The sequence below is a fragment of the Endobacterium panacihumi genome (assembly GCF_050847465.1).
Lineage (GTDB): Bacteria > Pseudomonadota > Alphaproteobacteria > Rhizobiales > Rhizobiaceae > Neorhizobium > Neorhizobium panacihumi.
Map to the genome: position 1 here is coordinate 2220373 of NZ_JBOZRA010000001.1, position 22374 is coordinate 2242746.

24 protein-coding genes are annotated in these 22374 nt (G+C 58.3%); 8 read left to right on the plus strand and 16 right to left on the minus strand.

What is annotated here, in order from left to right; all coding sequences use genetic code 11:
• Positions 1–243 precede the first annotated feature (243 nt).
• From ACRQ1B_RS11085 to ACRQ1B_RS11100, 4 genes are all read right to left on the minus strand, one after another.
• Positions 244–591, minus strand: a complete 348-nt coding sequence (locus ACRQ1B_RS11085; protein WP_432293619.1) for a hypothetical protein — start codon at positions 589–591, stop codon at positions 244–246.
• A 97-nt stretch (positions 592–688) separates the two neighbouring features.
• Positions 689–1537: a C40 family peptidase gene (locus tag ACRQ1B_RS11090; RefSeq protein WP_432293620.1), complete on the minus strand. Its 849-nt coding sequence runs from the start codon at positions 1535–1537 to the stop codon at positions 689–691.
• A 6-nt stretch (positions 1538–1543) separates the two neighbouring features.
• Positions 1544–1894 carry a MarR family transcriptional regulator gene (locus tag ACRQ1B_RS11095; RefSeq protein ID WP_432293621.1) on the minus strand — a complete coding sequence of 117 codons (351 nt, stop codon included), beginning with the start codon at positions 1892–1894 and terminating at the stop codon, positions 1544–1546.
• A gap of 95 nt (positions 1895–1989) precedes the next feature.
• The gene (locus ACRQ1B_RS11100) at positions 1990–3378 is read right to left on the minus strand and encodes a leucyl aminopeptidase family protein (RefSeq protein ID WP_432293622.1); all 1389 of its coding nucleotides are present in this window, start codon (positions 3376–3378) and stop codon (positions 1990–1992) included.
• A gap of 127 nt (positions 3379–3505) precedes the next feature.
• Here ACRQ1B_RS11100 and ACRQ1B_RS11105 point away from each other — a divergent pair, with 127 nt between their 5' ends.
• Complete coding sequence (locus tag ACRQ1B_RS11105) at positions 3506–4354, plus strand: tetratricopeptide repeat protein (protein WP_432293623.1); 849 nt, start codon at positions 3506–3508, stop codon at positions 4352–4354.
• A gap of 97 nt (positions 4355–4451) precedes the next feature.
• On the opposite strand, the gene ACRQ1B_RS11110 is transcribed toward ACRQ1B_RS11105, so the two are convergent.
• The 9 genes from ACRQ1B_RS11110 to ACRQ1B_RS11150 all read right to left on the minus strand — a co-directional run bounded on the left by ACRQ1B_RS11110 (position 4452) and on the right by ACRQ1B_RS11150 (position 13254).
• On the minus strand, positions 4452–5432 hold the full coding sequence (locus ACRQ1B_RS11110; protein ID WP_432293624.1) for a type II secretion system F family protein: 981 nt from the start codon (positions 5430–5432) through the stop codon (positions 4452–4454).
• Positions 5433–5442: 10 nt separating this feature from the next.
• Positions 5443–6456, minus strand: coding sequence for a type II secretion system F family protein (locus ACRQ1B_RS11115; RefSeq protein WP_432293625.1), 1014 nt, complete (start codon positions 6454–6456; stop codon positions 5443–5445).
• A 1-nt stretch (position 6457) separates the two neighbouring features.
• A complete protein-coding gene (locus ACRQ1B_RS11120; protein WP_432293626.1) occupies positions 6458–7942 on the minus strand; it encodes a TadA family conjugal transfer-associated ATPase in 1485 nt (494 codons plus the stop codon).
• 33 nt (positions 7943–7975) lie between these two features.
• On the minus strand, positions 7976–9259 hold the full coding sequence (locus ACRQ1B_RS11125) for a CpaE/TadZ family protein (protein ID WP_432293872.1): 1284 nt from the start codon (positions 9257–9259) through the stop codon (positions 7976–7978).
• 34 nt (positions 9260–9293) lie between these two features.
• The gene (locus tag ACRQ1B_RS11130) at positions 9294–9983 is read right to left on the minus strand and encodes a CpaD family pilus assembly protein (protein ID WP_432293627.1); all 690 of its coding nucleotides are present in this window, start codon (positions 9981–9983) and stop codon (positions 9294–9296) included.
• A 59-nt stretch (positions 9984–10042) separates the two neighbouring features.
• The gene (locus ACRQ1B_RS11135; RefSeq protein WP_432293628.1) at positions 10043–11518 is read right to left on the minus strand and encodes a type II and III secretion system protein family protein; all 1476 of its coding nucleotides are present in this window, start codon (positions 11516–11518) and stop codon (positions 10043–10045) included.
• Positions 11515–12303 (minus strand): Flp pilus assembly protein CpaB, encoded by a 789-nt coding sequence (gene cpaB / locus ACRQ1B_RS11140; RefSeq protein ID WP_432293629.1) that lies wholly within the window; start codon positions 12301–12303, stop codon positions 11515–11517. Before cpaB ends, ACRQ1B_RS11135 begins: the two co-directional genes overlap by 4 nt.
• Positions 12304–12421: 118 nt before the next feature.
• Positions 12422–12946, minus strand: coding sequence for an A24 family peptidase (locus ACRQ1B_RS11145; RefSeq protein ID WP_432293630.1), 525 nt, complete (start codon positions 12944–12946; stop codon positions 12422–12424).
• Positions 12947–13062: 116 nt separating this feature from the next.
• On the minus strand, positions 13063–13254 hold the full coding sequence (locus ACRQ1B_RS11150; protein ID WP_432293631.1) for a Flp family type IVb pilin: 192 nt from the start codon (positions 13252–13254) through the stop codon (positions 13063–13065).
• Between the two features lie 395 nt (positions 13255–13649).
• On the opposite strand from ACRQ1B_RS11150, the gene ACRQ1B_RS11155 reads away from it, so the two are divergent.
• The 7 genes from ACRQ1B_RS11155 to ACRQ1B_RS11185 all read left to right on the plus strand — a co-directional run bounded on the left by ACRQ1B_RS11155 (position 13650) and on the right by ACRQ1B_RS11185 (position 19247).
• Positions 13650–14057 carry a pilus assembly protein N-terminal domain-containing protein gene (locus ACRQ1B_RS11155; RefSeq protein ID WP_432293632.1) on the plus strand — a complete coding sequence of 136 codons (408 nt, stop codon included), beginning with the start codon at positions 13650–13652 and terminating at the stop codon, positions 14055–14057.
• 209 nt (positions 14058–14266) lie between these two features.
• A complete protein-coding gene (locus tag ACRQ1B_RS11160) occupies positions 14267–14893 on the plus strand; it encodes a TadE/TadG family type IV pilus assembly protein (RefSeq protein ID WP_432293873.1) in 627 nt (208 codons plus the stop codon).
• On the plus strand, positions 14890–15546 hold the full coding sequence (locus ACRQ1B_RS11165) for a TadE/TadG family type IV pilus assembly protein (protein WP_432293633.1): 657 nt from the start codon (positions 14890–14892) through the stop codon (positions 15544–15546). Before ACRQ1B_RS11160 ends, ACRQ1B_RS11165 begins: the two co-directional genes overlap by 4 nt.
• 123 nt (positions 15547–15669) lie before the next feature.
• Positions 15670–16890 (plus strand): phosphopentomutase, encoded by a 1221-nt coding sequence (locus ACRQ1B_RS11170; protein WP_432293634.1) that lies wholly within the window; start codon positions 15670–15672, stop codon positions 16888–16890.
• Positions 16890–17891 carry an adenosine deaminase gene (locus tag ACRQ1B_RS11175; protein ID WP_432293635.1) on the plus strand — a complete coding sequence of 334 codons (1002 nt, stop codon included), beginning with the start codon at positions 16890–16892 and terminating at the stop codon, positions 17889–17891. The genes ACRQ1B_RS11170 and ACRQ1B_RS11175 overlap by 1 nt, the downstream gene beginning before the upstream one ends.
• Before the next feature lie 87 nt (positions 17892–17978).
• Positions 17979–18608 carry a uracil phosphoribosyltransferase gene (gene upp / locus ACRQ1B_RS11180; protein ID WP_432293636.1) on the plus strand — a complete coding sequence of 210 codons (630 nt, stop codon included), beginning with the start codon at positions 17979–17981 and terminating at the stop codon, positions 18606–18608.
• A gap of 120 nt (positions 18609–18728) precedes the next feature.
• Positions 18729–19247: a TIGR02281 family clan AA aspartic protease gene (locus ACRQ1B_RS11185; RefSeq protein ID WP_432293637.1), complete on the plus strand. Its 519-nt coding sequence runs from the start codon at positions 18729–18731 to the stop codon at positions 19245–19247.
• On the opposite strand, the gene deoA is transcribed toward ACRQ1B_RS11185, so the two are convergent.
• The 3 genes from deoA to ACRQ1B_RS11200 all read right to left on the minus strand — a co-directional run bounded on the left by deoA (position 19248) and on the right by ACRQ1B_RS11200 (position 22373).
• On the minus strand, positions 19248–20558 hold the full coding sequence (gene deoA / locus ACRQ1B_RS11190) for a thymidine phosphorylase (RefSeq protein ID WP_432293638.1): 1311 nt from the start codon (positions 20556–20558) through the stop codon (positions 19248–19250).
• A gap of 6 nt (positions 20559–20564) precedes the next feature.
• Positions 20565–21335: a deoxyribose-phosphate aldolase gene (deoC, locus tag ACRQ1B_RS11195; RefSeq protein WP_432293639.1), complete on the minus strand. Its 771-nt coding sequence runs from the start codon at positions 21333–21335 to the stop codon at positions 20565–20567.
• 228 nt (positions 21336–21563) lie between these two features.
• Positions 21564–22373, minus strand: a complete 810-nt coding sequence (locus tag ACRQ1B_RS11200; RefSeq protein WP_432293640.1) for a purine-nucleoside phosphorylase — start codon at positions 22371–22373, stop codon at positions 21564–21566.
• Between the last annotated feature and the right edge of the window lies 1 nt (position 22374).

Consider the following 22374-nt stretch of genomic DNA (forward strand, 5'->3'; position numbering starts at 1 on the left):
TAAGATCAGAGAGTTATCGGCCTCCTGGCCGGTGCCGGCGTAAGACGCCATAGAGCGTTGACGGCCGGATTTTATGGCTGGTTGCCACGTAGTTACGGCCTGACATTTCCCTGAAATTGACACTGCCTGCTTTCGCGTGAACTGTCCTGCTTTCCGCATAGAAGCATGCTGGAATTCGCTACAGCTTCCCGCCCGGCAAGAATGCCACCACAAATCCGGTGGAGCCTGACAATCAGTGAAAAATCAGTTTTGCGGCAGGAAATGCGGGTTGATGCCCGGCACCCAGGGACGGTTCGGCGGCATATCCGTACCGGTATAGGTGAAACCGTTGCTTTCGCAGCGATAGACCTGTGTCGGGAAATCACGGCCAAATGTATCTCTGCGCCAGCCGTGATGGTTGCGCACATAACCGATGCCAGATTCACAGCGTGTATTGCCGTCTTCGCCGCCATTATCCGCCGTCACCCGGCTTTTTTCCGGCACGACGCCGGGCAGATCCTTGAACGTCGGGGCCCGGTCCTGCGCCAGCGCCAACGCCGGCAAAAGAACCAGCACCATCACGAGAGGCAATATCCAGGCACCTTTAAACATCGTCAGTCTCCGTATCCACCTCTACAGATAAGGATGCGTGGCATCCGACGCCAGACCGGTGGCGGCACGTTCGCGTGATCGGGGTTTCTCGCAGCGATTAAAGGATGCGGCGATAGCCGGTCGGCTGCTCGTAGAGCCAGCCGATGCGCTTGACCGCCGCTTCAAAGTTTTCACGCGCCACCGTCATCGTATGGCCGTTGGCGTGCAGAAGCGTTTCGGCATCTTCCATGATGCCGACATGGCCTTTCCAGAACACAAGATCGCCACGACGCAGTTCATCCCGGGTGATCTCGGCTCCGACCCTGGCCTGCATGTCCGTATCGCGCGGAAATTTCTGGCCGGCCATCATCAGCGCAAGCTGCGTGAGGCCTGAACAATCGATGCCGATGCCGGAACGGCCGCCCCAGAGATACGGCGTCTCGATGAACCGCGTGGCGACGGTGACGTAATCCTCCAGATCTTCGGAAACAGGCCGGCAGTGGCTGGAGATGACCGCCGTTCCATCGGCCAGCACATGATAATGATTGCCACGGGTCTCCGCCTCGCCGACGATTTTCAGACGGCTTCCCATGGACAAGATGCCGACATGCGGCTTGCGCAACTCCGGCTCGGGATAGATAAAGCTGCGCGGCACGACGATACGATGGCTCGGCGCGACAATCGATCCGATATGCCCCTCCGGCAGGTATCCGACATAGCCATCTTCATCCGCCTGCACCCAGGCCCAGCCATCAGCGCGATCGAAAACACGCACCGTTTCGCCGATCAGAAGCTCGGTATCGATGCCACGGGCAAGATCGGGCACGGGACGCAGCGCGGCAACCGGAACAGTGACCTGCGCCGGTTCGCCCGCGACATAATGTTCGGCCTTTACCTTGTCGCGAAGGGCTTTATCCGCCAGATCGGTGCGGTAGGCATGAAGACGGCGGTCGAGAATGTTGGTCATGCTGCCTCAGAACGTAAGCTTGCGGCCCTCGTCGATGACGAGATCGCCGAATTTTTCCAGATAAAGCGCACCGGCGAGCGTGCGCTTGATGACGACGTTGCGGCGATCGCGTTCATCACGCGCACGATCGATCAACGCCATACCGCCCATTGTATCGAGCGCCCGGGTAATCACCGGCTTGGTGACGCCGAGTGTTGCCGCCAAACCGCGCACCGTATGCGGCGGCGGCACCAGATAGACATGCAGAAGGATGGAAAGCTGCCGTAATGTCAGGTCCGGCTCATCGCGGCGAACCTGCTCGATCGTCACCTTCTGCCACAGGCCCAACGCCTCGCTGGCCGTCATCTCCACCGGCATGCCTACTCCGAACTCCAAGCTTTGCGGCTATTTACGGCCCATATGCAAACGGGCGCAAGAGTGCGCCCGTTGTCGTTTCTGAATCGATAAAACGTTCAAATCATGGTGCGGATATGGCGATACAGGGCGCGTATGGTCTGCGCTTCACCGCCAATCGGCGCATGCGGGCGCTCAGTCGGGCACCAGCCGTATATATCCAGATGCACCCAGCTTTTGGCGTTCGAGACAAAACGCTTCAGGAAGAGTGCGGCGGTGATGGAACCTGCCATGCCACCACCGGGCGCATTGGTGATTTCGGCCGCACGTGAGCGGATGTCCTTCTCATAGCCCTTGAACAGCGGCAGACGCCACATCGGGTCGTCAACCTCATGGCTTGCGGCGTAAAGCGCGCAGGCCAACGCCTCGTCATCGGTGAAGAAGGGCGGCACATCCGGCCCGAGCGCCACGCGCGCAGCACCCGTCAATGTCGCCATGTCGATCATCAGGTCCGGGGCTTCCTCATCCGCATAGGCGAGAGCATCTGCCAGCACCAGACGGCCTTCGGCATCCGTGTTGTCGATCTGCACCGTGATGCCCTTGCGGCTGCGATAGATATCGCTCGGCCGGAATGCGTTGGCGGAAATCGAGTTTTCGACTGCCGGCACCAGCACGCGCAGATCGATATCGAGACCGGCATCCATGATCATCAGCGCCAGTGCCAGCACATTGGCTGCGCCGCCCATATCCTTCTTCATCAGCAGCATCGAGGCGGCCGGCTTGATATCGAGACCGCCGGTATCGAAGCAAACACCCTTGCCGACCAGCGTGATCTTTTTTGCACCCTTGCGGCCCCAGCGCAGGTCCAGCAGGCGCGGTGCCTGCGCGCTGGCGCGGCCGACCGTGTGGATCAACGGAAAGTTTTCGACCATGAGATCATCGCCGACGATGGATGAAACCTCGGCCCCGTAGTGTTTGCCAAGCGCTCGGAAAGCAGCCTCAAGATTGTCCGGCCCCATGTCATTGGTCGGTGTATTGATCAGATCGCGGGCAAGGAAAACGGCGGCGAGCTGACGAGCGAGATCGGCAGTGTCGACACCATCTGCCGGCGCAAGCCTTGCTTCCTGCGGCTTATCCTTCAGATAACGGGTGAAGGCATAGGTGCCGAGCCCAAAGCCGAGCGCCAGCTTTTCGGCGGCAAGTGCGGAAGATTCGACATACCAGTCTCCCGCCGGCAGCGAACGGGCCAGTTTGCCGCAGGCAAAGGGCGCATCGTTCGGTTCACCACCAAGGCCGAACAGCGCCGATGCCAATTCACCGGTAGCGCCCGGCACAAGCAGCAATGCTCCTGATTCGGCCTTGAAACCCGTCGCCTTCGCCCATTCTGCAACCTTGGTCGGAAGCGCACCGGCTTCCAGATCAGCCGGCGTCACCGCATAGACGGGCCGAGACGTAGGTGATTTTTGTGTGAAGGGAGAGGGACGATCGATGAACTGATAGGGGGACATGGCTGCCTTCATTCAAGCAATTAACAGTATGTTAGGGTTAACAGACTATTGCTTGAGACAAGATTGCGCCACCCATGTTCGTAACCCTTTCAGTCGCAGGGGCGCCGGTTCGTCGAGAGATTACACCATGCCTGCTCGCCTATTCGTCGCTGCCCACAAACATCACCTCGCCCGCACCGCGGCGTTGGTTCTCATCACCCTATCCATTAGCAGCTGCAACAGCACCAGTCGCGATGCCGACCGCCTGACGACAGGCTCGATTTCGAGCCAGAGCACAGCCCGCGCCGAATCCTTCGACGGCATGAATGCGGCACAGTTGGCGAGCGCCGAGCAGCGCATCGGTGCCGCTTACGAAAAGAATTCGAAGGACCGCAATACCGGCCTGAACTATGCCAATATCCTGCGCATGACCGGCAAGAACGACCAGTCGCTGGCCGTCATGCAACAGGTGGCGATCGTTCATCCGACCGATCGCGACGTCCTTGCCGCCTACGGCAAGGCACAGGCTGCCGCAGGCCAGCTTGAACAGGCGCTCAACACGCTGGCCCGCGCTCAGACACCGGATCGTCCCGACTGGCGCCTCTACTCCGCCGAAGGCGCGGTGCTGGACCAGATGGGGCGCTCGGATGAAGCACGGGCAAAATATCGCCAGGCACTTGGCACCCAGCCCAATGAACCGAGTGTCGTTTCCAACATGGGCATGTCCTATGTGCTGTCCGGCGACCTGAAGACGGCCGAAAACTATCTGCGCAATGCATCCGGACAGCCGACAGCCGATAGCCGCGTACGCCAGAACCTGGCACTCGTCGTGGGTTTGCAGGGACGTTTTTCCGAGGCCGAAGACATTGCACGCAGGGAGCTGTCACAGACCCAGGCCGATGCCAATGTCTCCTACCTGCGCTCTATGCTTTCCCAGCAGAACTCCTGGGCAAAGCTGGCCGACAAGGACGGCAAGCCGAAGCTGCGCACCAACTGATCCCCTCCCTTTCCGCATTCAATAGCAAAACGCCGGCCCCGTCATGATGGCCGGCGTTTTCGTCTGTAATGTTTCGGAATGGCTTGCGCCAAAATCGTCAGAAGCGGTCGGCGACCTGCATCATCGCCGGGCCGAGAATAACGGCGATCAGCACCGGCAGGAAAAACAGGATCATCGGCACTGTCAGCTTCGGCGGCAGGGCGGCGGCCTTCTTTTCTGCGGCGTTCATGCGTTCGTCACGGCCTTCCTGGGCAAGGACGCGCAGCGCCTGCGACAACGGCGTACCGTATCGTTCGGCCTGGATCAGCGCCGTCGTCACAGCCTTTACGATATCAAGCTGAGTGCGGATGCCGAGATTTTCGAGTGCCACACGACGATCCGGCAGGAAGGAGAGCTCTGCCGTCGTCAGCACCATTTCCTCGGCGAGTTCCGGGGATTGGCTTGCCATCTCCTCGGAAACACGGCGCATCGCCGCCTCAATGGACGTCCCGGATTCGACACAGATCAACATCAGATCGAGGGCATCGGGCCAGGCGCGCTTGATCGAGGCCTGTCGCTTGCCGATTTTGTTGCTGACATAGATGTTGGGTGCGTAAAAGCCGATATAACCAACAACGATTGCCGCCAGCATTCGGATGGGGAACGAATAGTCCGCCATGTTGCCGAGCACGAAGATGTAGAGGACCGCAAGGGTCAGAAACAGGAAGGGCAGAAGGAAACGCGCGACAAGAAACATGTTGAGCGCGTTCTGGGAGCGCAGGCCCGCAGCCCGTAGCCGATTGACGGTATTATCATCGACCAGAGCCTTGCGCAGGTTGAAGCGCTCGACGATCTGGCGAACCGGCTGATTGTTCTGGGCACGCAGGCTGCCACGCGACTGTTCTGCATTCATACGAGAACGCTCGCGAGCGCGGATCAATTCGCGTTCCGTCGAAACCGCCTTCATGCGCTTGTTGAGATTGTCACCCTCAAGATAGGGCGCAGCAAGCGAATAGAAGGTAGCAAAGACAGCCACGGCCACCAGCACGGCGATTATCATCGTGGGGTCTGTCAGAGTGGCGGCAAGTTCCGGTGACATTATACCGACCTCAGATGTCGAAGTTGATCATGTTGCGCATGACGAAAATGCCGATCGACATCCAGATGCCGGAACCGAGCATGATCAGATGGCCACGCGGATCGGTAAACAGGATCGCCATGTAGTCCGGGGATGTCAGCGAAACCAGCGTCGCGACGATGAACGGCAATGCGCCGATGATAACGGCCGATGCCTTCGCTTCCATCGACAGGGCGCTGACCTTGGCCTTCATCTTACGACGGTCTCGCAGTACTTTCGACAAATTGCCGATGGCTTCCGAAAGATTGCCGCCGGCCTGGCTCTGCAATGCGATCACGATGGCGAAGAAGTTGATCTCCGAAAGCGGCATCGTCTGGGTCATGCGCGCACAGGCTTCGGGAATGCTCAAGCCGACCTGCTGGGATTCTATCACACGACGGAATTCGCTTTTCACCGGCTCCTGGCCATCACTGGCAATCAGGCGCATCGCATCGTTGAGCGGCAAGCCGGACTTGATGGAACGAACCATGACGTCGAGCGCATTGGGGAATTCTTCCAGAAACTTGTTCTGCCGGCGCTTGACGATGAAGCCGATGACCCAGCGCGGCAGACCGGCGCCAGCTACGAAGCCGGCACCAAGAGCGGCATAAATCGGCATGCCGAAGATCATGAAGGTCAGCGCAAAGAACAATCCGAGTGCAACGCTGATCATATAGAACTGACCGACGCTCAGCGTCAGACCCGATTGCGCCAGTTTGCCTTTGACGCTCTTATCAGCCTTTTTGCGCGAATCTTCCTGCTGCTTCTTTTCAAGTTCCTTCAGAGAGTCCTGAACGGATTTGCGACGTTTCGACATTTCCTGCACGCGGTCTCGCGCAGCCTTTGCGCGCCCGACATCAGCCTCTGCCGCCTTGACACGATTGAGACGATTTTCCGTTTTCTTCTCTGTTTCAAGCCGGCTGAAAAGAAAACCGTAGGCAAGCGCGCCTGCCGCGAGGGCGACAAGAGCGATGACGCCGAGCAGAATGGGATCAAAACCGAACATATCAAGCCGACTTCTTTTCCATCTCGTCGAGCGCTGTGGCCAGACGACGGTCCTCGTTGAAATAGCGGGCGCGATCCCAGAAATGCGGCTTGACGATGCCAGTGGACTTGTGACGGCCAATCAGGCGGCCATTGGCATCCTCACCCTCGATCTCGTAACGCATCAGATCCTGGGTGATGATGACGTCACCTTCCATGCCGATCACTTCGGTGATGTGGGTGATGCGGCGCGAACCGTCACGCAGACGGGCAGCCTGGACGATGACGTCGATCGAGCCCGCGATGATTTCGCGCACGGTCTTGGCCGGCAGCGTAAAGCCACCCATGGCAATCATCGATTCCATACGGCTCAGGCATTCGCGCGGCGTATTGGCGTGGATCGTGCCCATGGAGCCATCGTGACCGGTGTTCATGGCCTGCAACAGGTCAAAAACCTCCGGTCCGCGCACTTCACCGACGATGATGCGTTCGGGGCGCATACGCAGGCAGTTCTTGACCAGATCACGCATGGTCACCTCACCCTCGCCTTCAATGTTTGGCGGACGGGTTTCTAGACGCACCACATGCGGCTGCTGCAGCTGAAGTTCAGCCGTATCTTCGCAGGTGATGACACGCTCGTCGGTATCGATGAAGCCAGTGAGGCAGTTCAGAAGCGTCGTTTTACCCGAACCGGTACCGCCGGAAATGACGACATTGCAGCGGACACGGCCGATGATCTGCAGCACCGTCGCACCTTCCGGACTGATCGAGCCAAACTTGACCAGCTGATCGAGCTTGAGCTTGTCCTTCTTGAACTTTCGAATGGTCAGCGCCGGGCCATCGATGGCAAGCGGCGGAGCAATGACGTTGACACGCGAACCGTCGGGCAGACGGGCGTCGCAGATCGGCGAACTTTCATCGACGCGGCGGCCAACCTGGCTGACGATACGCTGGCAGATCGACAGGAGCTGCTGGTTGTCGCGGAAACGAATGTCGGATTCGATCGTCTTGCCGCCAACTTCGATAAAGGTCTGGCCTGACCCGTTGACCATGATGTCGGCGATGTCGTCACGCGCCAGAAGCGGCTCCAGCGGGCCGTAACCGAGAACGTCGTTGCAGATATCCTCAAGCAGTTCTTCCTGCTCGGAGATCGACATCGCAAAGTTCTTGATGGTGATGATGTCGTTGACGATATCGCGAATTTCTTCGCGCGCGCTTTCACCATCAAGCTTGGCCAGCTGTGACAGGTCGATCGTATCGATCAGCGCCGAAAAAACCTGGCTCTTGGTGTCGTAATATCCCTCGGTGCGAGTGGGACGCTTTCGGGCGGCGGCAGGCGGCGGCGTGACCGGCTGTCTTGTCATCGTCTGCGTTGGCGTTTCGACGAGCACTTCTGGAACGCTGGGGCGCACGGCTGCCGGTTCCGGCTGCGACACCGGTGGTGGCGTGACCGGAGGCGGGCTGATGCCCGCCTTGCCAAAACCTTCGTTTCCGCGTTTTCCAAACATTCTACGATCCAGTCATGACGACATATTTGTTGATCAACCGCGACGGAAGCGGCCGAGCACATTGCCCAGACCGGCTTTCTTGGCGCGTTTTACCGCCGCTCTGCCGGTGACGATGTGCGAGATCTGGGAAAAGGTTTCCGCTGCGGCCGACTTGGGATCGACCTCTGCTATCATGCGACCGCTATTGGCGGCATTGCCGAACAGTTGCGCATCGAATGGCAAAATGGCGATCGGCTGGATTTCCAGCGGCTCGACAAAGTCGGCCGGGGCGATTTCCGGCCGCTTGAGCATGCCGACCTGATTGAGAACGAGATGCGGCGGACGATCGTTCGGCCGCAGCTTCTTCAATGCGTCCAGCATATTCTTGGTATTGCGCAGGTTGGCGAGATCGGGCACGGCGGTGATGACGACCTCATCGACCTCGGCGAGCACCGAACGTGTCCATTCCGACCAGGCATGCGGCACATCGAGAACGGCAACGGGAGCCGTGCGCTGCAGGACTTCCATGACCGGACGGAACGCGCCGCCATCGAAATCATAAGCACGATCGAGAAGAGACGGTGCGGACAGGAGCGACAGATGCTGCGAGCATTTGGTCAGCAGGCGATCGAGAAACACCTCATCCAGTCGCTCCGGCGCGAACACCGCCTCGGCAATACCCTGGGCCGGATCCTGGTCGAAATCGATATTGGCAGTGCCATAAGCGAGATCGAGGTCGGCGAGGATGGTTTCCGTCGAAAACAGCGAGGAAATGCCGAATGCACAATTATGGGCAATGGTCGATGAGCCGGTACCGCCCTTCGCGCCAATAAACGCGATGGACTTGCCAAGCGGTTCGGCTTCCGGATCGACAAAGATCGTCGAGACGGCACCAAGCAGATCCGCCATGGACACCGGCGCCACCATGTATTCGGAAATGCCGTTGCGGATCAGGTCCCGGTAAAGACCGATATCGTTATAGCGCCCGATCAGGATGACCCGCGTCGACGGATCGCAGACCTGGGCAAGCGGGGCCAGTTCGCCCAGCAGGTTTCGCGGCTCCGCCTGGGTTTCCAGGATGATCAGGTTGGGCGTCGGCGTATGCGCGAACATCTGTGCGGCGGCATCGACACTGCCGCTGGTGATGCGCAGGTTGACCTTCGCCATACGGCGATCGTTGGCGAGGCGCTCCATGACACGGTGCAGGCCGTCGCTCTCACAAAAGATATGGATGGAAATACGCGGCAGAGGCCGCATATTGTCCAGGTCAGATTCACGCGCGATTTCGTCTTCCGCCTGCGAAGAAGCAGGATTGACGCGATATTCCACGGACCCGATCATGATTTGGTCTCCCTCGTGACAATCCGGCTGATCAATTGTCCATGTCCTTCAGTTCGACATAAGCGTCGCGATAACGCTCCATGACCTTGCCACGCTGTTGCGCATCCGGAGGCGTCATACGACGCGGTCCCAGAAGATCATGCGGATTGGCGATCTGCGCGGCGAGATTGCGCTGGCTGGCGCAGCCGAAATTGTAATAGTTGTCGTTCTGTGTCGTGTTCAGCGTCATGTCGGCCGGCCATTCGCCACATGCACTGGTCTGCGCAGTGACGGCATTATAGGTCAGACGAACCGGTGCGGGATCACCGGGACCTGCTGCGAAACGGACATGCAGAATCTTGTTTTTCGGCACGCCCATGCGAACCATCAGGCGTCTGATGTCGCCGGCCGCGGCCTGGGCAGCACCATCATTGATCGAACCTTTCGGCGTCTGGATCTGGACGATGCCGGTCGAGGCGCGACGGTAGTCATCGACAAAGCCGGCTATGACTTCACTCTGGCCGCGGGTCAGCCCCTGATCGCCGGATGCCACCGGAATATCGATGGATTTCTGACCTTCGGCGACGACGATCGGATGGCGGGTGCGGTAGTCATCCGGAATGGAACCCGTAACGACGCGGTCGGCGCAGCCTGAAACGAGGACCGCCACGCCGAGAACGGCGGCAATCGCGGAAAAACGACCAGCAAAAGCTGCGGGTGCGAGAGTTTTGGCCTTGGTCATGGGTCGGCGTCTTTCTTGTGCGCTGCCTACCGGAATAATGGGTGTGAAAAGCTTTTTGGTCATTTGTAGATGAACCCGACATTGCCGTGATAAGGCTCGCTCGGCGGTGCTGCCTCGCGGCGGCCGTAGATCTTGTTCACGTGGCCAAGGAAAACGCTTGCCGCATCGCTTGCCGGATTGAAATTGTCGTCGGGACGGGAAAGTTCATTGCGGGTGACCGGACGCACCAGATAAGGCGTCGCGATAATGACCAGCTCCGTCTCGGTACGCTCAAGGCCCTTCTTGCGGAAGGCAGCTCCAAGCAGCGGCAGTTTCGATGCACCGGGTGTGCCGGACATGGTCTGCTGAACGTCGTCCCTGATCAGGCCAGCGAGTGCAATAGAGCCGCCGGAAGGAAGCTCCAGCACGGTTTCGGCCCGCCGCTTGCGATATTCCGCTCCGCCGGTTGCACCGGCGATAGGTTCGGAGACAGTGGTCTGGATACGCAGGCTGATACGACCCGATGACAGAACCGTCGGCGTGAAGCCGAGGCCGATACCGTATTCGTAAGGCGTGACCGTCGTAACGCCATCCACGCCGGTGGTGGTGTAAAGCTTTTCACCACCGGAGTTGAAGGTGGCTGACTGACCTGAAATGGCCGTAAGAGTTGGCTCAGCCAAAGTGCGGATCGCATCGGCCCGCTCAAGTGCGCTCAGGACCATCTGGATGCTCAGCTTGCCAATATTGCCACTGATGCCGCCGACGATACCATCTGCATCCGTGACGGCCTGCAACATATTGATACCGGAGCCCGATGCCGCCGCATTGCGCTGGAAAATGTTATCGAAACCGAGCTGCTTGACCACTTCGCGGCGGATTTCGGCAACGGTGATCTTCAAGGTGACCTGATCTTCGCCTTCGACCGAAATCATGTTCTGGATCTGCGAAACCTGTCGTCCCTCATCTTCCGAAACATCTTTACGGCTTGTGGCCTCGCCGCCTTTCAGAAAGATCTTGGCGAGCTGTTCTGCCTTGGCGGAATCCTGCGGTGTACGCACATTGCCGGTCAGGACAATGTTGTCAGAGATGATCTCGACCTTGATGTTCGAATCCGGCATGAAACGACGAAGATTTTGTTCGAGGCCGGAGATATCGCGCTCGATCTCCAGATCGATACTGACCACCTCCTCGCCTTTCGGTCCGAAGATGAAAATGTTCGTCTGGCCGACGGTCTTGCCGAACAGATAGATGCGTCGCGATGTGCGGGTAACGGCATCGGCGATCGTCGGGTCTGCAACAAGAATATCGTGTGCGTCCGTCGGCAGGTCGACGACGATTGCCTTATTGAGCCCGATCTTCAGACGACGGCGAACGCCTGTACCAGCTTCACTGATGCGGATAATACTGTCCTGAGCGGCTTCTGCTGCGACCGGCCCAAAGCCCGAGAAACCGGCGCCGATCGGGAAACCTGAAAAGGCAATGCAGAATGACAGGCCCGCCGCCGCGGATGTGCGGAGTTTGTTCTTGAAGCTAACCACGTGAGCGTTCCTGTTCATTGTTGTACCGCCTGCGTACCCGTAACGATCTGACCGGATTTGATGATTTGAACCTGGCCCTTGTCGCCGCCGGCAAGTAGGTAATCCGGGACGGCCGTGTCCGGCTGCTGGGCATCGGCGACTGACCGCAATGCGAGCGTCAGGCGGCTGGCCATCTGCTGCGCAACGGCAATAACCTTGGTTTGATCCGGAGTGAGTTCCAGCGTTGCGGTCGTACCGATGACGGCCTTGGAACCATCTTCATTTTCCTGGATCTGCTGGTCGATTGCCAGAACCCGGATGTTGCTGAGAATGTCTTCCGTGCGGAAAGCGCCATCTTCGGCCTTGCGAACCATGATCACGTCCACGCGGTCGTTGGGCAGAACGAAACCGCCGGCACCGGTCGCGACGGATATTTCCGTAGCGACGGCGCGCTTGCCTGCCGGCAGAAGCGAAGACATGATGCGGCCGGAGGAATCGGCGACCTTTTCCGGGCGAACCGGTTCGCCTTCGAACAACGGCAGGCGAACAACGGAGCCCGTCATTTCGTTGATGGCCTCCGGGCGATCGCGATCCGTGATCAGCCCCTGCACAATGCCGCTTTCAGGCCATCCTACCCATCGCAGCGATTCACCATTGAGCCTGCTGCCGACAGGGAGATTGGCGGCCGAGACAAGGACATTCACGGTCGGTGCCTGGCGAACGATTTCCTGAACGGTACCACCGCCCATCTGCATGGCCAGCAGGCCAGCCAATCCTGCCGCGACAACGGCAACTGTGAGGATGATAATACGGGCGGGTTTCATGGCGGCTTCCTGAAGGACTACTTAAGTCTTTCCGGAGAATGGCCGCCAATGGTGTAATTATGGTTAATGGAGCGCTTACAATTTCGGTTAACGCCCGGTTTCGAAAGTAAAACCGAAGTTAACCTGCCGACCGGATCGCCAATGCAACGATAGGTGCATGTTCATACGTCATGAAACCGCCTATCGCGATGGCAATGCCGTAGGGAATCTTGTGAGCGGTAGTCAGAGACTGCGGCAGCGCGAAACCCATGGCCAGCACGGTGTTCGAATGGGCACGGATCATGAGAATGGCAATCGTGAGAATGCCACCCAGGAAACCCGTTGCGACAAGGAATATGAGGAGAGACTGGTTGAACCCGAACCAGCAGGCGGCGGCTGTCAGCAGTTTGGCGTCTCCGCCTCCCATGACATTGGCGGCGAAAAGCGAGAAACACACGACAAAGACCGCGAGGCTCGCTGCGAGCGACATGCCGATTTCTTGCCAGCCAAGGCCGAGAATAGGGGCGACAATAAAAAACGATAGCAGGACGACAGCAGGAATGGCGTTGGGGATGGTCATTCGCGTCAGATCGCTGATCGAGGCCAGCGCCAGCCCGAGCGGCAAGATAGAGAGAACTGCATAAGTCATAACCGTACTTGCCATCCGGCCTCCTAAGCCAGTTATTACAACCGGCAATCAAACAGTTTCCTCAAAACAGACGAAGCCGCCCCATTGAGGCGGCTTCGAGAAAACAGCGTTGCTGTCAGGGCATAAGCCGCTTAGTACTTTGCCGAGTTCGCCTGGGCGTCGGTCATCTTGGTACCAATGCCACGGAACGTGGTGTTCAGAACGCCGCCGAGCGTGGTTGCACCGGCGATCAGGGCGACGGAAATCAGGGCTGCGATCAGGCCATATTCGATGGCGGTCGCACCAGATTCGTCCTTCATGAAACGAGCAAAAATCTTGGACATACTTCTCTCCTAATTCTACGTTGTTCTTCAGCACTACCGACAACTGTTGTCCGCTGTTCGGATGAGCAGAACCTACCGAAAGCCGATTTCAATCCGCTTAACGAAGGCGGTTACCGAAGCATTAATTCTTGAATGCCAATGACTTGGTAAACAACGTGCGAATAAAATACCGAAAATGCCGCATAAATTTCATGCTTCTATATTTGCGACAACTCCACCTCCGCGACGGCGACCTATATTTCAAAGAAAGCCGTCAGAAGGCTAAACAGGGCGCAAAGGGCGGAAGACCGCGCATTCATGACACTATAGTTATGCAAATGGCCCGCGATTAACCGACAATTCACCATTCGAGATCATGCTTGCGCCAATTCGTACGCGTAAAGGCGGTTTGGAACATGTCGCGCATTACCACCCTTATTTTATCGATTGCCTTTTCGTTATCGTCGGTAGCCGTCGTTCACGCAGACGAGGACGCTGATCTTCTGCGCGTCTATATGAATCATGCGCGCGTGCTGAAACTCGACCGGCCAGTTGCAAAAGTCATCGTCGGAAATTCAAAGGTCGCAGACGCCACGGTGGCCGACCCGATGACGATCGTGCTGACGGGACACAGTTACGGGACGACCAATCTCGTCCTGCTCGACAAGCAAGGCAATGCGATCGCCGACGAACGCGTGCTGGTTTCCATCGACGAGGGCAATACTGTTCGCGTATTCCGCCAGACGGATCGAGCAATTCTTTCATGCACCCCCAATTGCGAACAGCATTCCGACCTCAAGGCGGACGACGCTGCCAAACCCTGACCGCAAGCATATCCAAAAGACGTTCACGCATAGAATGTCTCGTTATGAAGCGAGCCGCGCCAGCGGGTCATAATGCCCGCATCGCATGTCGATTGACCTAAGCGATTCAGCCCGGCACACATCGTTCGAACTGTCCATAAACCTGCAACCAAATTTCAACACAAGAACCTTACCATCACGCACATCCGAAAGATGTTTTGCGTATGGACATGTGCACAGATCGTAACGCCGAAAATCATGGCCTGACCAAAGTTCGACCGAGAAGGCCGATCCTGCGCCGGTTCGCGCGCTCGCAGGACGGAGCTGCGGCGATCGAGTTCGCAATTCTGGCGCTCCCCTATTTCCTCATCGTTTTTGCTATTCTGGAAACCTTCATTGCTTTCATCGGCGAGCAGGTCATCTCCAATGGCGTTGAAGTGATGGCCAGAAAGGTAAGGACCGGCGAGATCAAATCCACAACCGCCAACGATCCTGCCTTCAGAACAACGTTCCGAACCGCCTTCTGCGATGAAATATCGGTGATGATCTCTTGTCCGGCATCTGAGATTGCAACGCCAACGCGGCTTTACATCGATCTCAGGTCGTTCAGCAGCTACGCCGATATTCCAACCACAATTCCGCGCAAAGACACGTCGATCAATGCCGATCTGAAGACGACCGATTTTGCCTATTCACCCGGTGGCGCCAAGAGCATCAACATGTTGCGCGCCTATTACCGCTGGCCGGTTTATGTGGATCTCGTCCGACCGATGCTGACAACCGTACGCTCTTCCGACGGCATCGGCGATTTTCTCATCGTCGCGACCGCAACATTCCAGAATGAGGATTACCCGTGAGCGACGTCTTGCCGGTAGCAGTTGAGCACCAGAAGCCCGCGATCGCATCACCGATGCGTAATGAGGGTTCAGGCGGCATTTTTCTCCGTTTTCGCGCCTATCTTCGTGATCGTCGTGGTGTGGGCGGAGTCGAGTTCGCCATTCTCGCACCGATCCTGATTGCCACCTATTTCAGTTGCTTCGAACTGACGATCGGCTTCAGCTTCTCCAAGCGTGCCACGCGCGCCACAGGAACCGTGGGTGACCTCGTCGCGCAGCAGTCCACGGTGAACAAGGCATTTCTGTCCACCATGACCACGGCGGCAAAAAGCATTTTCGCGCCTTATGATGTCGAAGGGTTGAGCAAGCTCGCAAACAATCCGTTGAACCTTAAAATCACCGGCATACAGATCGATGATGCGGGCACCGCGAAAACGTTATGGTCGTGGCAACGGACAGGTTCTACACCTTATGCCGTTGGCTCCACGGTCACCGTGCCGAAGGAGCTGCGGATCAAGAACACGTTCCTGATCCGGACGGAAATGGTGACCTCCTACCCGCTCATGCTTTTCTTGCCCACGACATTCTCACCCGATAAGCGTGCGATCTCGATGAACCGCGAGATTTTCTACCAGCAGCGAACAGGCGACAAGATCACCTGCAGCGACTGCTGATTCCAACCCTGCCCGAGGACGTGGCCCGCGCCTTTGCCAAGTCAGCCGACAGGCTGTATGTAGCGACAATCATTCCGGGCAGCCTGACAAGGCCGCCGGGCGCTATAGCTGCTGGAGGGTCGATTGGCGCGCGCTTTCCTTTTCGTTCTGGATTCTTTCGGCGTCGGCGGCGCAAGAGATGCCGCGAAATACAATGACGACGGATCGAACACACTCGGCCATATCGCGCAGTTTTGCGCAAGCGGAGCCGGTGATCGGACAGGTGTGAGGGAAGGTCCCTTGCGGCTGCCCAACATGTCATCCCTCGGACTACTGCATATCGCTCACATGGCAAGCGGCGAGTTTCCGGCCGGCATGGCCATACCGGAACGTGTTTTTGGACTGCATGGCGCCGCGAACGAGATTTCACGTGGTAAGGACACGCCGTCCGGTCATTGGGAAATTGCCGGCACACCCGTCATGTTCGACTGGGGTTACTTTCCGAGTGAAGGCGATGCCTTTTCGGAAGACCTGATTGAGGCTATCTGCGAAGAGGCCAAGCTGTCGGGTATTCTCGGCAATTGCCACGCATCGGGCACGGATATCATCCAGAAGCTTGGCGCGGAGCATATCCGTACCGGCAAACCGATCTTTTATACGTCCACCGATTCCGTGCTCCAGATTGCCGCGCACGAAAAACACTTCGGGCTGGAGCGGCTGCTGGAACTCAGCCAGACCGTTCGAAAACACGTCGATCCACTTAATATCGGCCGCGTCATCGCCCGGCCGTTTATCGGCCAAACGCCGGCAACATTCGAGCGCACCGGCAATCGCCGCGATTTTTCCGTGCCGCCACCGGAAGACACGTTGCTCGACCGTCTCGTAGCTGCAGAACGCAAGGTTCTAGCGGTCGGCAAGATCGGCGATATCTTTGCGCATCGCGGCGTGACGCAGGTCTTCAAGGCCAACGGAAATTCGGCGCTGATGGATAGGACGCTTGAGGCCATCGACCAGGCCCAACATGGCGATCTCGTCTTCACTAATTTCGTCGATTTCGACATGCTTTACGGCCATCGCCGCGATGTTGCCGGTTATGCCGCAGCATTGGAGGAATTCGACCGGCGACTGCCTGAGGTGCACGCCAGGATGAAACCCGGCGATCTTTTGATCCTGAGCGCCGATCATGGTTGCGATCCGACCTGGCGCGGCACGGATCATACCCGCGAGCGTGTTCCTGTCATGGCGCTCGGCCCCGGTATCCGCGCCCGTAATATCGGCCTTCGCAACACCTTTGCCGATATCGGCGAAACCATTGCTGCGCATCTCGGCATCCCTGCCGGGAAGTATGGACGGAGTTTTCTGTAATGACCCTCGATACGGCTGCAATGATGAAGGCGGAAATCCATTGCCACGTCGAAGGTGCCGCGCCACCGGAACTGACGCAGCGGCAGGCGCAGAAATACGGGGTAGATATCGGCAATATCCTGCATGACGGCAAATATGTCTGGTCTGACTTCGCCGAGTTCATCATCTGTTACGATGCGGTGGCTTCGCTTTTCCGAACGGAAGCCGATTATGCGCTGCTGACAGAAACCTATCTGACCGAACTTGCGGCAATCAACACGATCTACAGCGAGCTGATCGTTTCTCCGGATCACGGCGACCGCATTGGTCTCGGTGCCGATGCCTATCTCGCCGGCATCTGTGACGGCATTTTTGCTGCCCGGGAGAAGACCGGTATCGAGGCGCGGATCATCGTCACCGGCGAACGCCATTTTGGCGTCGACCGAGTGATCGGTGCTGCCGACTACGCCGCACGGGCAAAAAATCCGCTGGTGACCGGCTTCAACATGGCCGGCGAGGAACGCATGGGTAAGGTTGCCGATTATGCCCGCGCCTTCGATATTGCGCGCGACGCCGGACTTGGCCTGACCATCCATGCCGGTGAGATTTGCGGCGCGTTCAGCGTCTCGGATGCACTCGACATCATCAAGCCCTCTCGGATCGGCCATGGCGTTCGCGCCATCGAGGATGCGGCACTCGTTGAGCGGCTGGCCTCGGAGGGTATTGTCCTGGAAGTCTGCCCCGGTTCCAATATCGCGCTCGATGTCTATTCCGATTTCCAATCGCACCCGCTGCGCCGCTTGAAGAATGCCGGGGTGCGGGTCACGATCAGTTCCGATGATCCGCCATTCTTCGGCACCTCTCTGGCGCGGGAATATGACATTGCCGCCAAAGACATGGGCTTTGCCCGCCAGGAGATCGACATCATGACCCGCACGTCGCTCGAAGCGGCGTTTGTGGACGAGGACACCCGGAAACGGCTCCTGACACGTTTTAATGCATATGTGCAAAGCGGTGCGTAAGCGGCGGTGAAACACGCCTGAGCGCTTGGATTCGCGCGCCGTCCATGACAGAAGGGGAAAACACCAACATCCCCGGAAGGCATTCCCATGAACGGCGTCACCGTCATTGACCATCCGCTCGTCCAGCACAAGCTTACCATCATGCGCAAGAAGGAAACTTCGACCGCAGGTTTCCGCCGCCTGTTGCGCGAAATTTCCATGCTTCTGTGTTACGAGGTCACGCGTGATCTTGAGCTGACGCTCGAGACGATTGAAACGCCAATCACTGAAATGCAGGCGCCGATCGTTGAAGGCAAGAAGCTCGTCTTCGTTTCGATCCTGCGTGCCGGAAACGGACTTCTCGAAGGCATGCTGGAACTCGTGCCGTCCGCGCGCGTCTCGCATATCGGCCTTTATCGCGACCATGACACGCTGCAGCCCGTCGAATATTATTTCAAGGCACCCGACAGCCTCGACGAACGCCTGATCATCGTCGTTGACCCGATGCTGGCCACTGGCAATTCTGCGATCGCGGCCATCCAGAAACTGAAGGAGCGCGGTGCGAAAAACATCCGTTTCCTCTGCCTTCTGGCCGCTCCCGAAGGCATCAAGAATTTTCAGGACGCCCATCCGGACGTCAAGATTTACACGGCGTCTGTCGATAGCTATCTGAACGAGAAGGGCTATATCGTGCCTGGCCTTGGAGATGCCGGCGACCGCATGTACGGCACCAAGTAAGCAGTCAGGCTTTCTTAACCGCATTCAAAAATAGGCGGCGCGCGGCGCGGTTCGCGCGCCGCTTTTTTATGATTTCCGGCGCTATGTTTTCGACTGGATTTCATAACGCCAGAGACAGACATGCTCCTGCGCACCGTCATTTTCGCTTCCGTCGCCATCGTGGCTGCCACGCAGGTTCCGCGTTTTTTTGATAACCGACAGCGCCAGCCCGATGTGCGGACAGACCAGAAATCCGTCTTGCCGAAGGTCCAGAAAGCCGCCCTGCCCCAAGGCCGCATCAGCCTCAAGGCGGATGGGCGTGGCCATTTTTCCGGAACATTTCAGATGAATGGCAAATCCGTCGAAGGGCTTGTCGATACTGGAGCTTCGACGATCGCCATCAACGAAACGACAGCGCGCCAGCTCGGCTTCACCGCAAACGGTCTCGACTTCCGCTATAAGGTGAGCACCGCCAATGGCTTGACGGAAGCGGCACGCATCACCATCGATCGCGTCGAGATCGGCACGGTTCGGGTGCGAAACGTGGAAGCCATGGTATTGCGTGACAAGGCCTTGAGCGGCACGCTTGTGGGCATGAGTTTTCTGACAAAACTCCGGTCCTATCAGGTGCAGGATGGCGGACTGACGCTGGTACAGTGATCAAGCGATCCGCTGCAGGATCGCCGGGCTTTCCGGCGGCGCTTCGTCGCCGATCGTAAACAGATTTGACACCTCGGCGGCGACACGTGCCGCATCATCGCCATTTGCGGCATGCACAATCGCGATAGGCTGCCCCTTCGCAACCTCGGTACCGAGCGGTAGCAAGCCACCAAGACCGACACGATGATCGATGGCATCGGTGGCTCGGCGACGCCCTCCCCCCAGTTCTACCACCACCATGCCAAGCGAGCGCGTTTCGCAATGGGTAAGGTAACCGTCCCGAACTGCGGGCACCGCAACCTGTACCGGCGCGGCGGGGAGATAATTCTGCGAACGCTCCAGAAAATCCGACGGTCCGCCCAGTGCATGCACCATGCGGCCAAAAATTTCCCCTGCTCGACCGCTTTCCAGCGCTGATCTGGCGGCCTGCTCGCCGTCCGACAGGCTGGTGACGGTACCGGACTGAACCAGCATTTCCGCGGCAAAGGCCAAAACCACCGTTTCCAGCCGCGTTCCTGCCTTGCCGCCCCGCAGAAAGTCAACGCAATTGACGATTTCAAGCGCATTGCCGGCTGCATCCGCCAGCGGTTGGTTCATGTCGGTGATCAGAGCCGAGGTTTTGACACCCGCGCCATTGGCAACATCGACCAGCGAACGGGCCAGAACCTCGGCATCCTGCAAGCTGTTCATGAAAGCACCATTGCCGACCTTCACATCCATCACCAGCGTCTGCAGCCCGGCAGCGAGCTTCTTGGAGAGAATGGAGGCGGTTATCAGCGGCACGGATTCGACCGTCGCCGTGATATCGCGAATGGCATAAAGGCGGCGGTCGGCCGGGGCGAGATCCGCGGTTTGACCAATGATGGCGCAGCCGACCTGATCCACCGTGCGGCGAAACAGAGTTTCGTCCGGCATGATGGTGTAACCTGGAATGCCTTCCAGCTTGTCCAGCGTGCCGCCGGTATGGCCAAGGCCACGACCGGAAATCATCGGCACCGCCAGGCCGCAGGCAGCAACGATCGGTGCCAGCATCAACGAAACATTGTCGCCGACACCGCCGGTAGAGTGTTTGTCGGCAATCGGCCGACCCATGTCAGCCCAGGAAAGCACGTCGCCACTGTCGCGCATGGCGAGTGTCAGCGCGATCATTTCATCGCGCGTCATTCCACGAAAGAACACGGCCATGGCAAACGCCGCGATCTGTCCTTCGGAGATGCGATCCTCGCTCATGGCACGGATGAAGGCGGTTATCTCATCTGTCGAGAGCACCTCTCCATCCCGTTTGCGGCGAATGATCTCCTGCGGGATCATGCCGGATCAATAACCGCCGGACGCGCGGGCGGAACCATTGCCCGACAGGACGGCCAGAATATCGTCAAGCAGGCTGGATGCACCAAACCGGAAGGTGGACGGCATGATCCAGTTAGCGCCCATGATGGTTTCAGCCGAGCGCAGATAAAGATCGGCATCTGCAACCGTGCCGACGCCGCCGGCGGGCTTGAAACCGACACGCTTTTTCGAATCGCGGATCACCTGCAACATGATATCGGCCGCTTCCAGCGTGGCGTTGACGGCGACCTTGCCGGTGGATGTCTTGATGAAATCCGCACCGGCTTCGATGGCCAGTTCCGACGCACGACGGATAAGGGCACGTTCCTTCAACTCGCCGGTCTCGATAATGACCTTCAGGCAGGAATTCGGGCAGGCGGCACGCACAGCTTCGACCATGGTGGTGACGGCCGCTTCATCACCGGCGATGAACGCACGGTAAGGAATGACAAGATCGATCTCATCCGCACCATCGGCCACGGCCTGTTCCGTTTCCTTGACGACATCAGCCACCGGCAAATCACCGGACGGGAAGTTCACGACGGTGGCGATACGCACCACATGCCCCTCGCCCAGAATGGAGCGGGCATGCGCGACGAAACGCGGCCAGATGCAGATGGCGGCGCTATGGCCATAAGGCGTCTGCGCGCGCAGGCACAGGTTTTCGATCGCGGCATTGTCGCAATCGTCGCGCAGGTTGGTCAGGTCGAGAAGCGAAAGGGCGAAAGACGCCGCCTCGCGTGGGCTCATCAGCTCCATGGTCAATGCCTCCGGAGTTAGTGCATGGCCGAAATCAGAACCGATTTCGGGTGGTACGATATGCGGATTCGAGAAGTCTTACAGCGTCGTTGCCGCCTCGAATGTGACACGCGGCAATGGAAATGGCGAAATCTGTTGGGGGGACATATTTACCACCCGATGACGGGCTGGCAACCCAGGCAGACGATACGACGCCAAGCGATTGAAATCAAAAATGGATCTGAATGATCACTCCGGCTGCCGAAACATTTCCGACAGAATGGATGCAAGGCGTGCGCCGCCGATCGGCGCCATATCCTTCGTTTCTTCGTGGCTCAGCTCGGCACCGGTCATGCCCGCTGCAAAATTGGTGACAACGGAGGCGGCTGCAACTTTCAGACCGAAATAGCGCGCGAGAATGACTTCCGGCACGGTGGACATGCCGACTGCATCCGCACCCAGAGTGCGCGCCATGCGAATCTCCGCCGGCGTTTCGAAGCTCGGGCCGGAGAACCACATGTAAACGCCGGAAAAGAGCTGCACGCCGCCACGGATGGCGGCGTTACGCATGGCGGTTGCTAGATCGGCATCATAGGCATTGGTCAGACCGACAAAACGACGATCGCTAGCCTCGCCGATCAGCGGATTCATGCCGGAATAATTGATGTGATCGGTGATCTGCATGACGGAACCGGGCGGCATATCTTCACGGACGGAGCCCGCAGAATTCGTAAGGATCAGGGCCTGCACGCCGAGACCGGCCAAAATCTCGATCGGCGCGCGCATGGCATTGGCATCACCGTGCTCGTAATAATGGGTGCGACCCGACAGCATGATGACCGGCTCGCGACCGAGATAACCGGCGACCAGTTCGCCGGCATGGCCGCTGACGCCGCCTTTCGGAAAGCCGGCCAGATCCTCATAAGGAATTCGGATCGGATCGGTCACCTCATTGACGATCGGGCCGAGGCCTGACCCAAGCACGATCGCATGCCGCGGCACGAGGCCGCTCAGGCGTTCGACAAGCAGGTCAATGACGCTGTTCAACCCCTCGGTCATG

What these genes read in the sequence shown, in the direction of transcription:
- ACRQ1B_RS11130 (WP_432293627.1), bottom strand. Translation starts at nt 9,983, where the DNA reads ATGACCAAGGCCAAAACTCTCGCACCCGCAGCTTTTGCTGGTCGTTTT.
- ACRQ1B_RS11100 (WP_432293622.1), bottom strand. Translation starts at nt 3,378, where the DNA reads ATGTCCCCCTATCAGTTCATCGATCGTCCCTCTCCCTTCACACAAAAA.
- ACRQ1B_RS11185 (WP_432293637.1), top strand. Translation starts at nt 18,729, where the DNA reads ATGCTCCTGCGCACCGTCATTTTCGCTTCCGTCGCCATCGTGGCTGCC.
- ACRQ1B_RS11200 (WP_432293640.1), bottom strand. Translation starts at nt 22,373, where the DNA reads ATGACCGAGGGGTTGAACAGCGTCATTGACCTGCTTGTCGAACGCCTG.
- ACRQ1B_RS11155 (WP_432293632.1), top strand. Translation starts at nt 13,650, where the DNA reads ATGTCGCGCATTACCACCCTTATTTTATCGATTGCCTTTTCGTTATCG.
- ACRQ1B_RS11095 (WP_432293621.1), bottom strand. Translation starts at nt 1,894, where the DNA reads ATGCCGGTGGAGATGACGGCCAGCGAGGCGTTGGGCCTGTGGCAGAAG.
- ACRQ1B_RS11115 (WP_432293625.1), bottom strand. Translation starts at nt 6,456, where the DNA reads ATGTTCGGTTTTGATCCCATTCTGCTCGGCGTCATCGCTCTTGTCGCC.
- ACRQ1B_RS11175 (WP_432293635.1), top strand. Translation starts at nt 16,890, where the DNA reads ATGACCCTCGATACGGCTGCAATGATGAAGGCGGAAATCCATTGCCAC.
- ACRQ1B_RS11120 (WP_432293626.1), bottom strand. Translation starts at nt 7,942, where the DNA reads ATGTTTGGAAAACGCGGAAACGAAGGTTTTGGCAAGGCGGGCATCAGC.
- ACRQ1B_RS11150 (WP_432293631.1), bottom strand. Translation starts at nt 13,254, where the DNA reads ATGTCCAAGATTTTTGCTCGTTTCATGAAGGACGAATCTGGTGCGACC.
- deoA (WP_432293638.1), bottom strand. Translation starts at nt 20,558, where the DNA reads ATGATCCCGCAGGAGATCATTCGCCGCAAACGGGATGGAGAGGTGCTC.
- ACRQ1B_RS11160 (WP_432293873.1), top strand. Translation starts at nt 14,267, where the DNA reads ATGTGCACAGATCGTAACGCCGAAAATCATGGCCTGACCAAAGTTCGA.
- ACRQ1B_RS11145 (WP_432293630.1), bottom strand. Translation starts at nt 12,946, where the DNA reads ATGGCAAGTACGGTTATGACTTATGCAGTTCTCTCTATCTTGCCGCTC.
- ACRQ1B_RS11090 (WP_432293620.1), bottom strand. Translation starts at nt 1,537, where the DNA reads ATGACCAACATTCTCGACCGCCGTCTTCATGCCTACCGCACCGATCTG.
- upp (WP_432293636.1), top strand. Translation starts at nt 17,979, where the DNA reads ATGAACGGCGTCACCGTCATTGACCATCCGCTCGTCCAGCACAAGCTT.
- ACRQ1B_RS11110 (WP_432293624.1), bottom strand. Translation starts at nt 5,432, where the DNA reads ATGTCACCGGAACTTGCCGCCACTCTGACAGACCCCACGATGATAATC.
- ACRQ1B_RS11085 (WP_432293619.1), bottom strand. Translation starts at nt 591, where the DNA reads ATGTTTAAAGGTGCCTGGATATTGCCTCTCGTGATGGTGCTGGTTCTT.
- ACRQ1B_RS11135 (WP_432293628.1), bottom strand. Translation starts at nt 11,518, where the DNA reads ATGAACAGGAACGCTCACGTGGTTAGCTTCAAGAACAAACTCCGCACA.
- cpaB (WP_432293629.1), bottom strand. Translation starts at nt 12,303, where the DNA reads ATGAAACCCGCCCGTATTATCATCCTCACAGTTGCCGTTGTCGCGGCA.
- ACRQ1B_RS11105 (WP_432293623.1), top strand. Translation starts at nt 3,506, where the DNA reads ATGCCTGCTCGCCTATTCGTCGCTGCCCACAAACATCACCTCGCCCGC.
- deoC (WP_432293639.1), bottom strand. Translation starts at nt 21,335, where the DNA reads ATGGAGCTGATGAGCCCACGCGAGGCGGCGTCTTTCGCCCTTTCGCTT.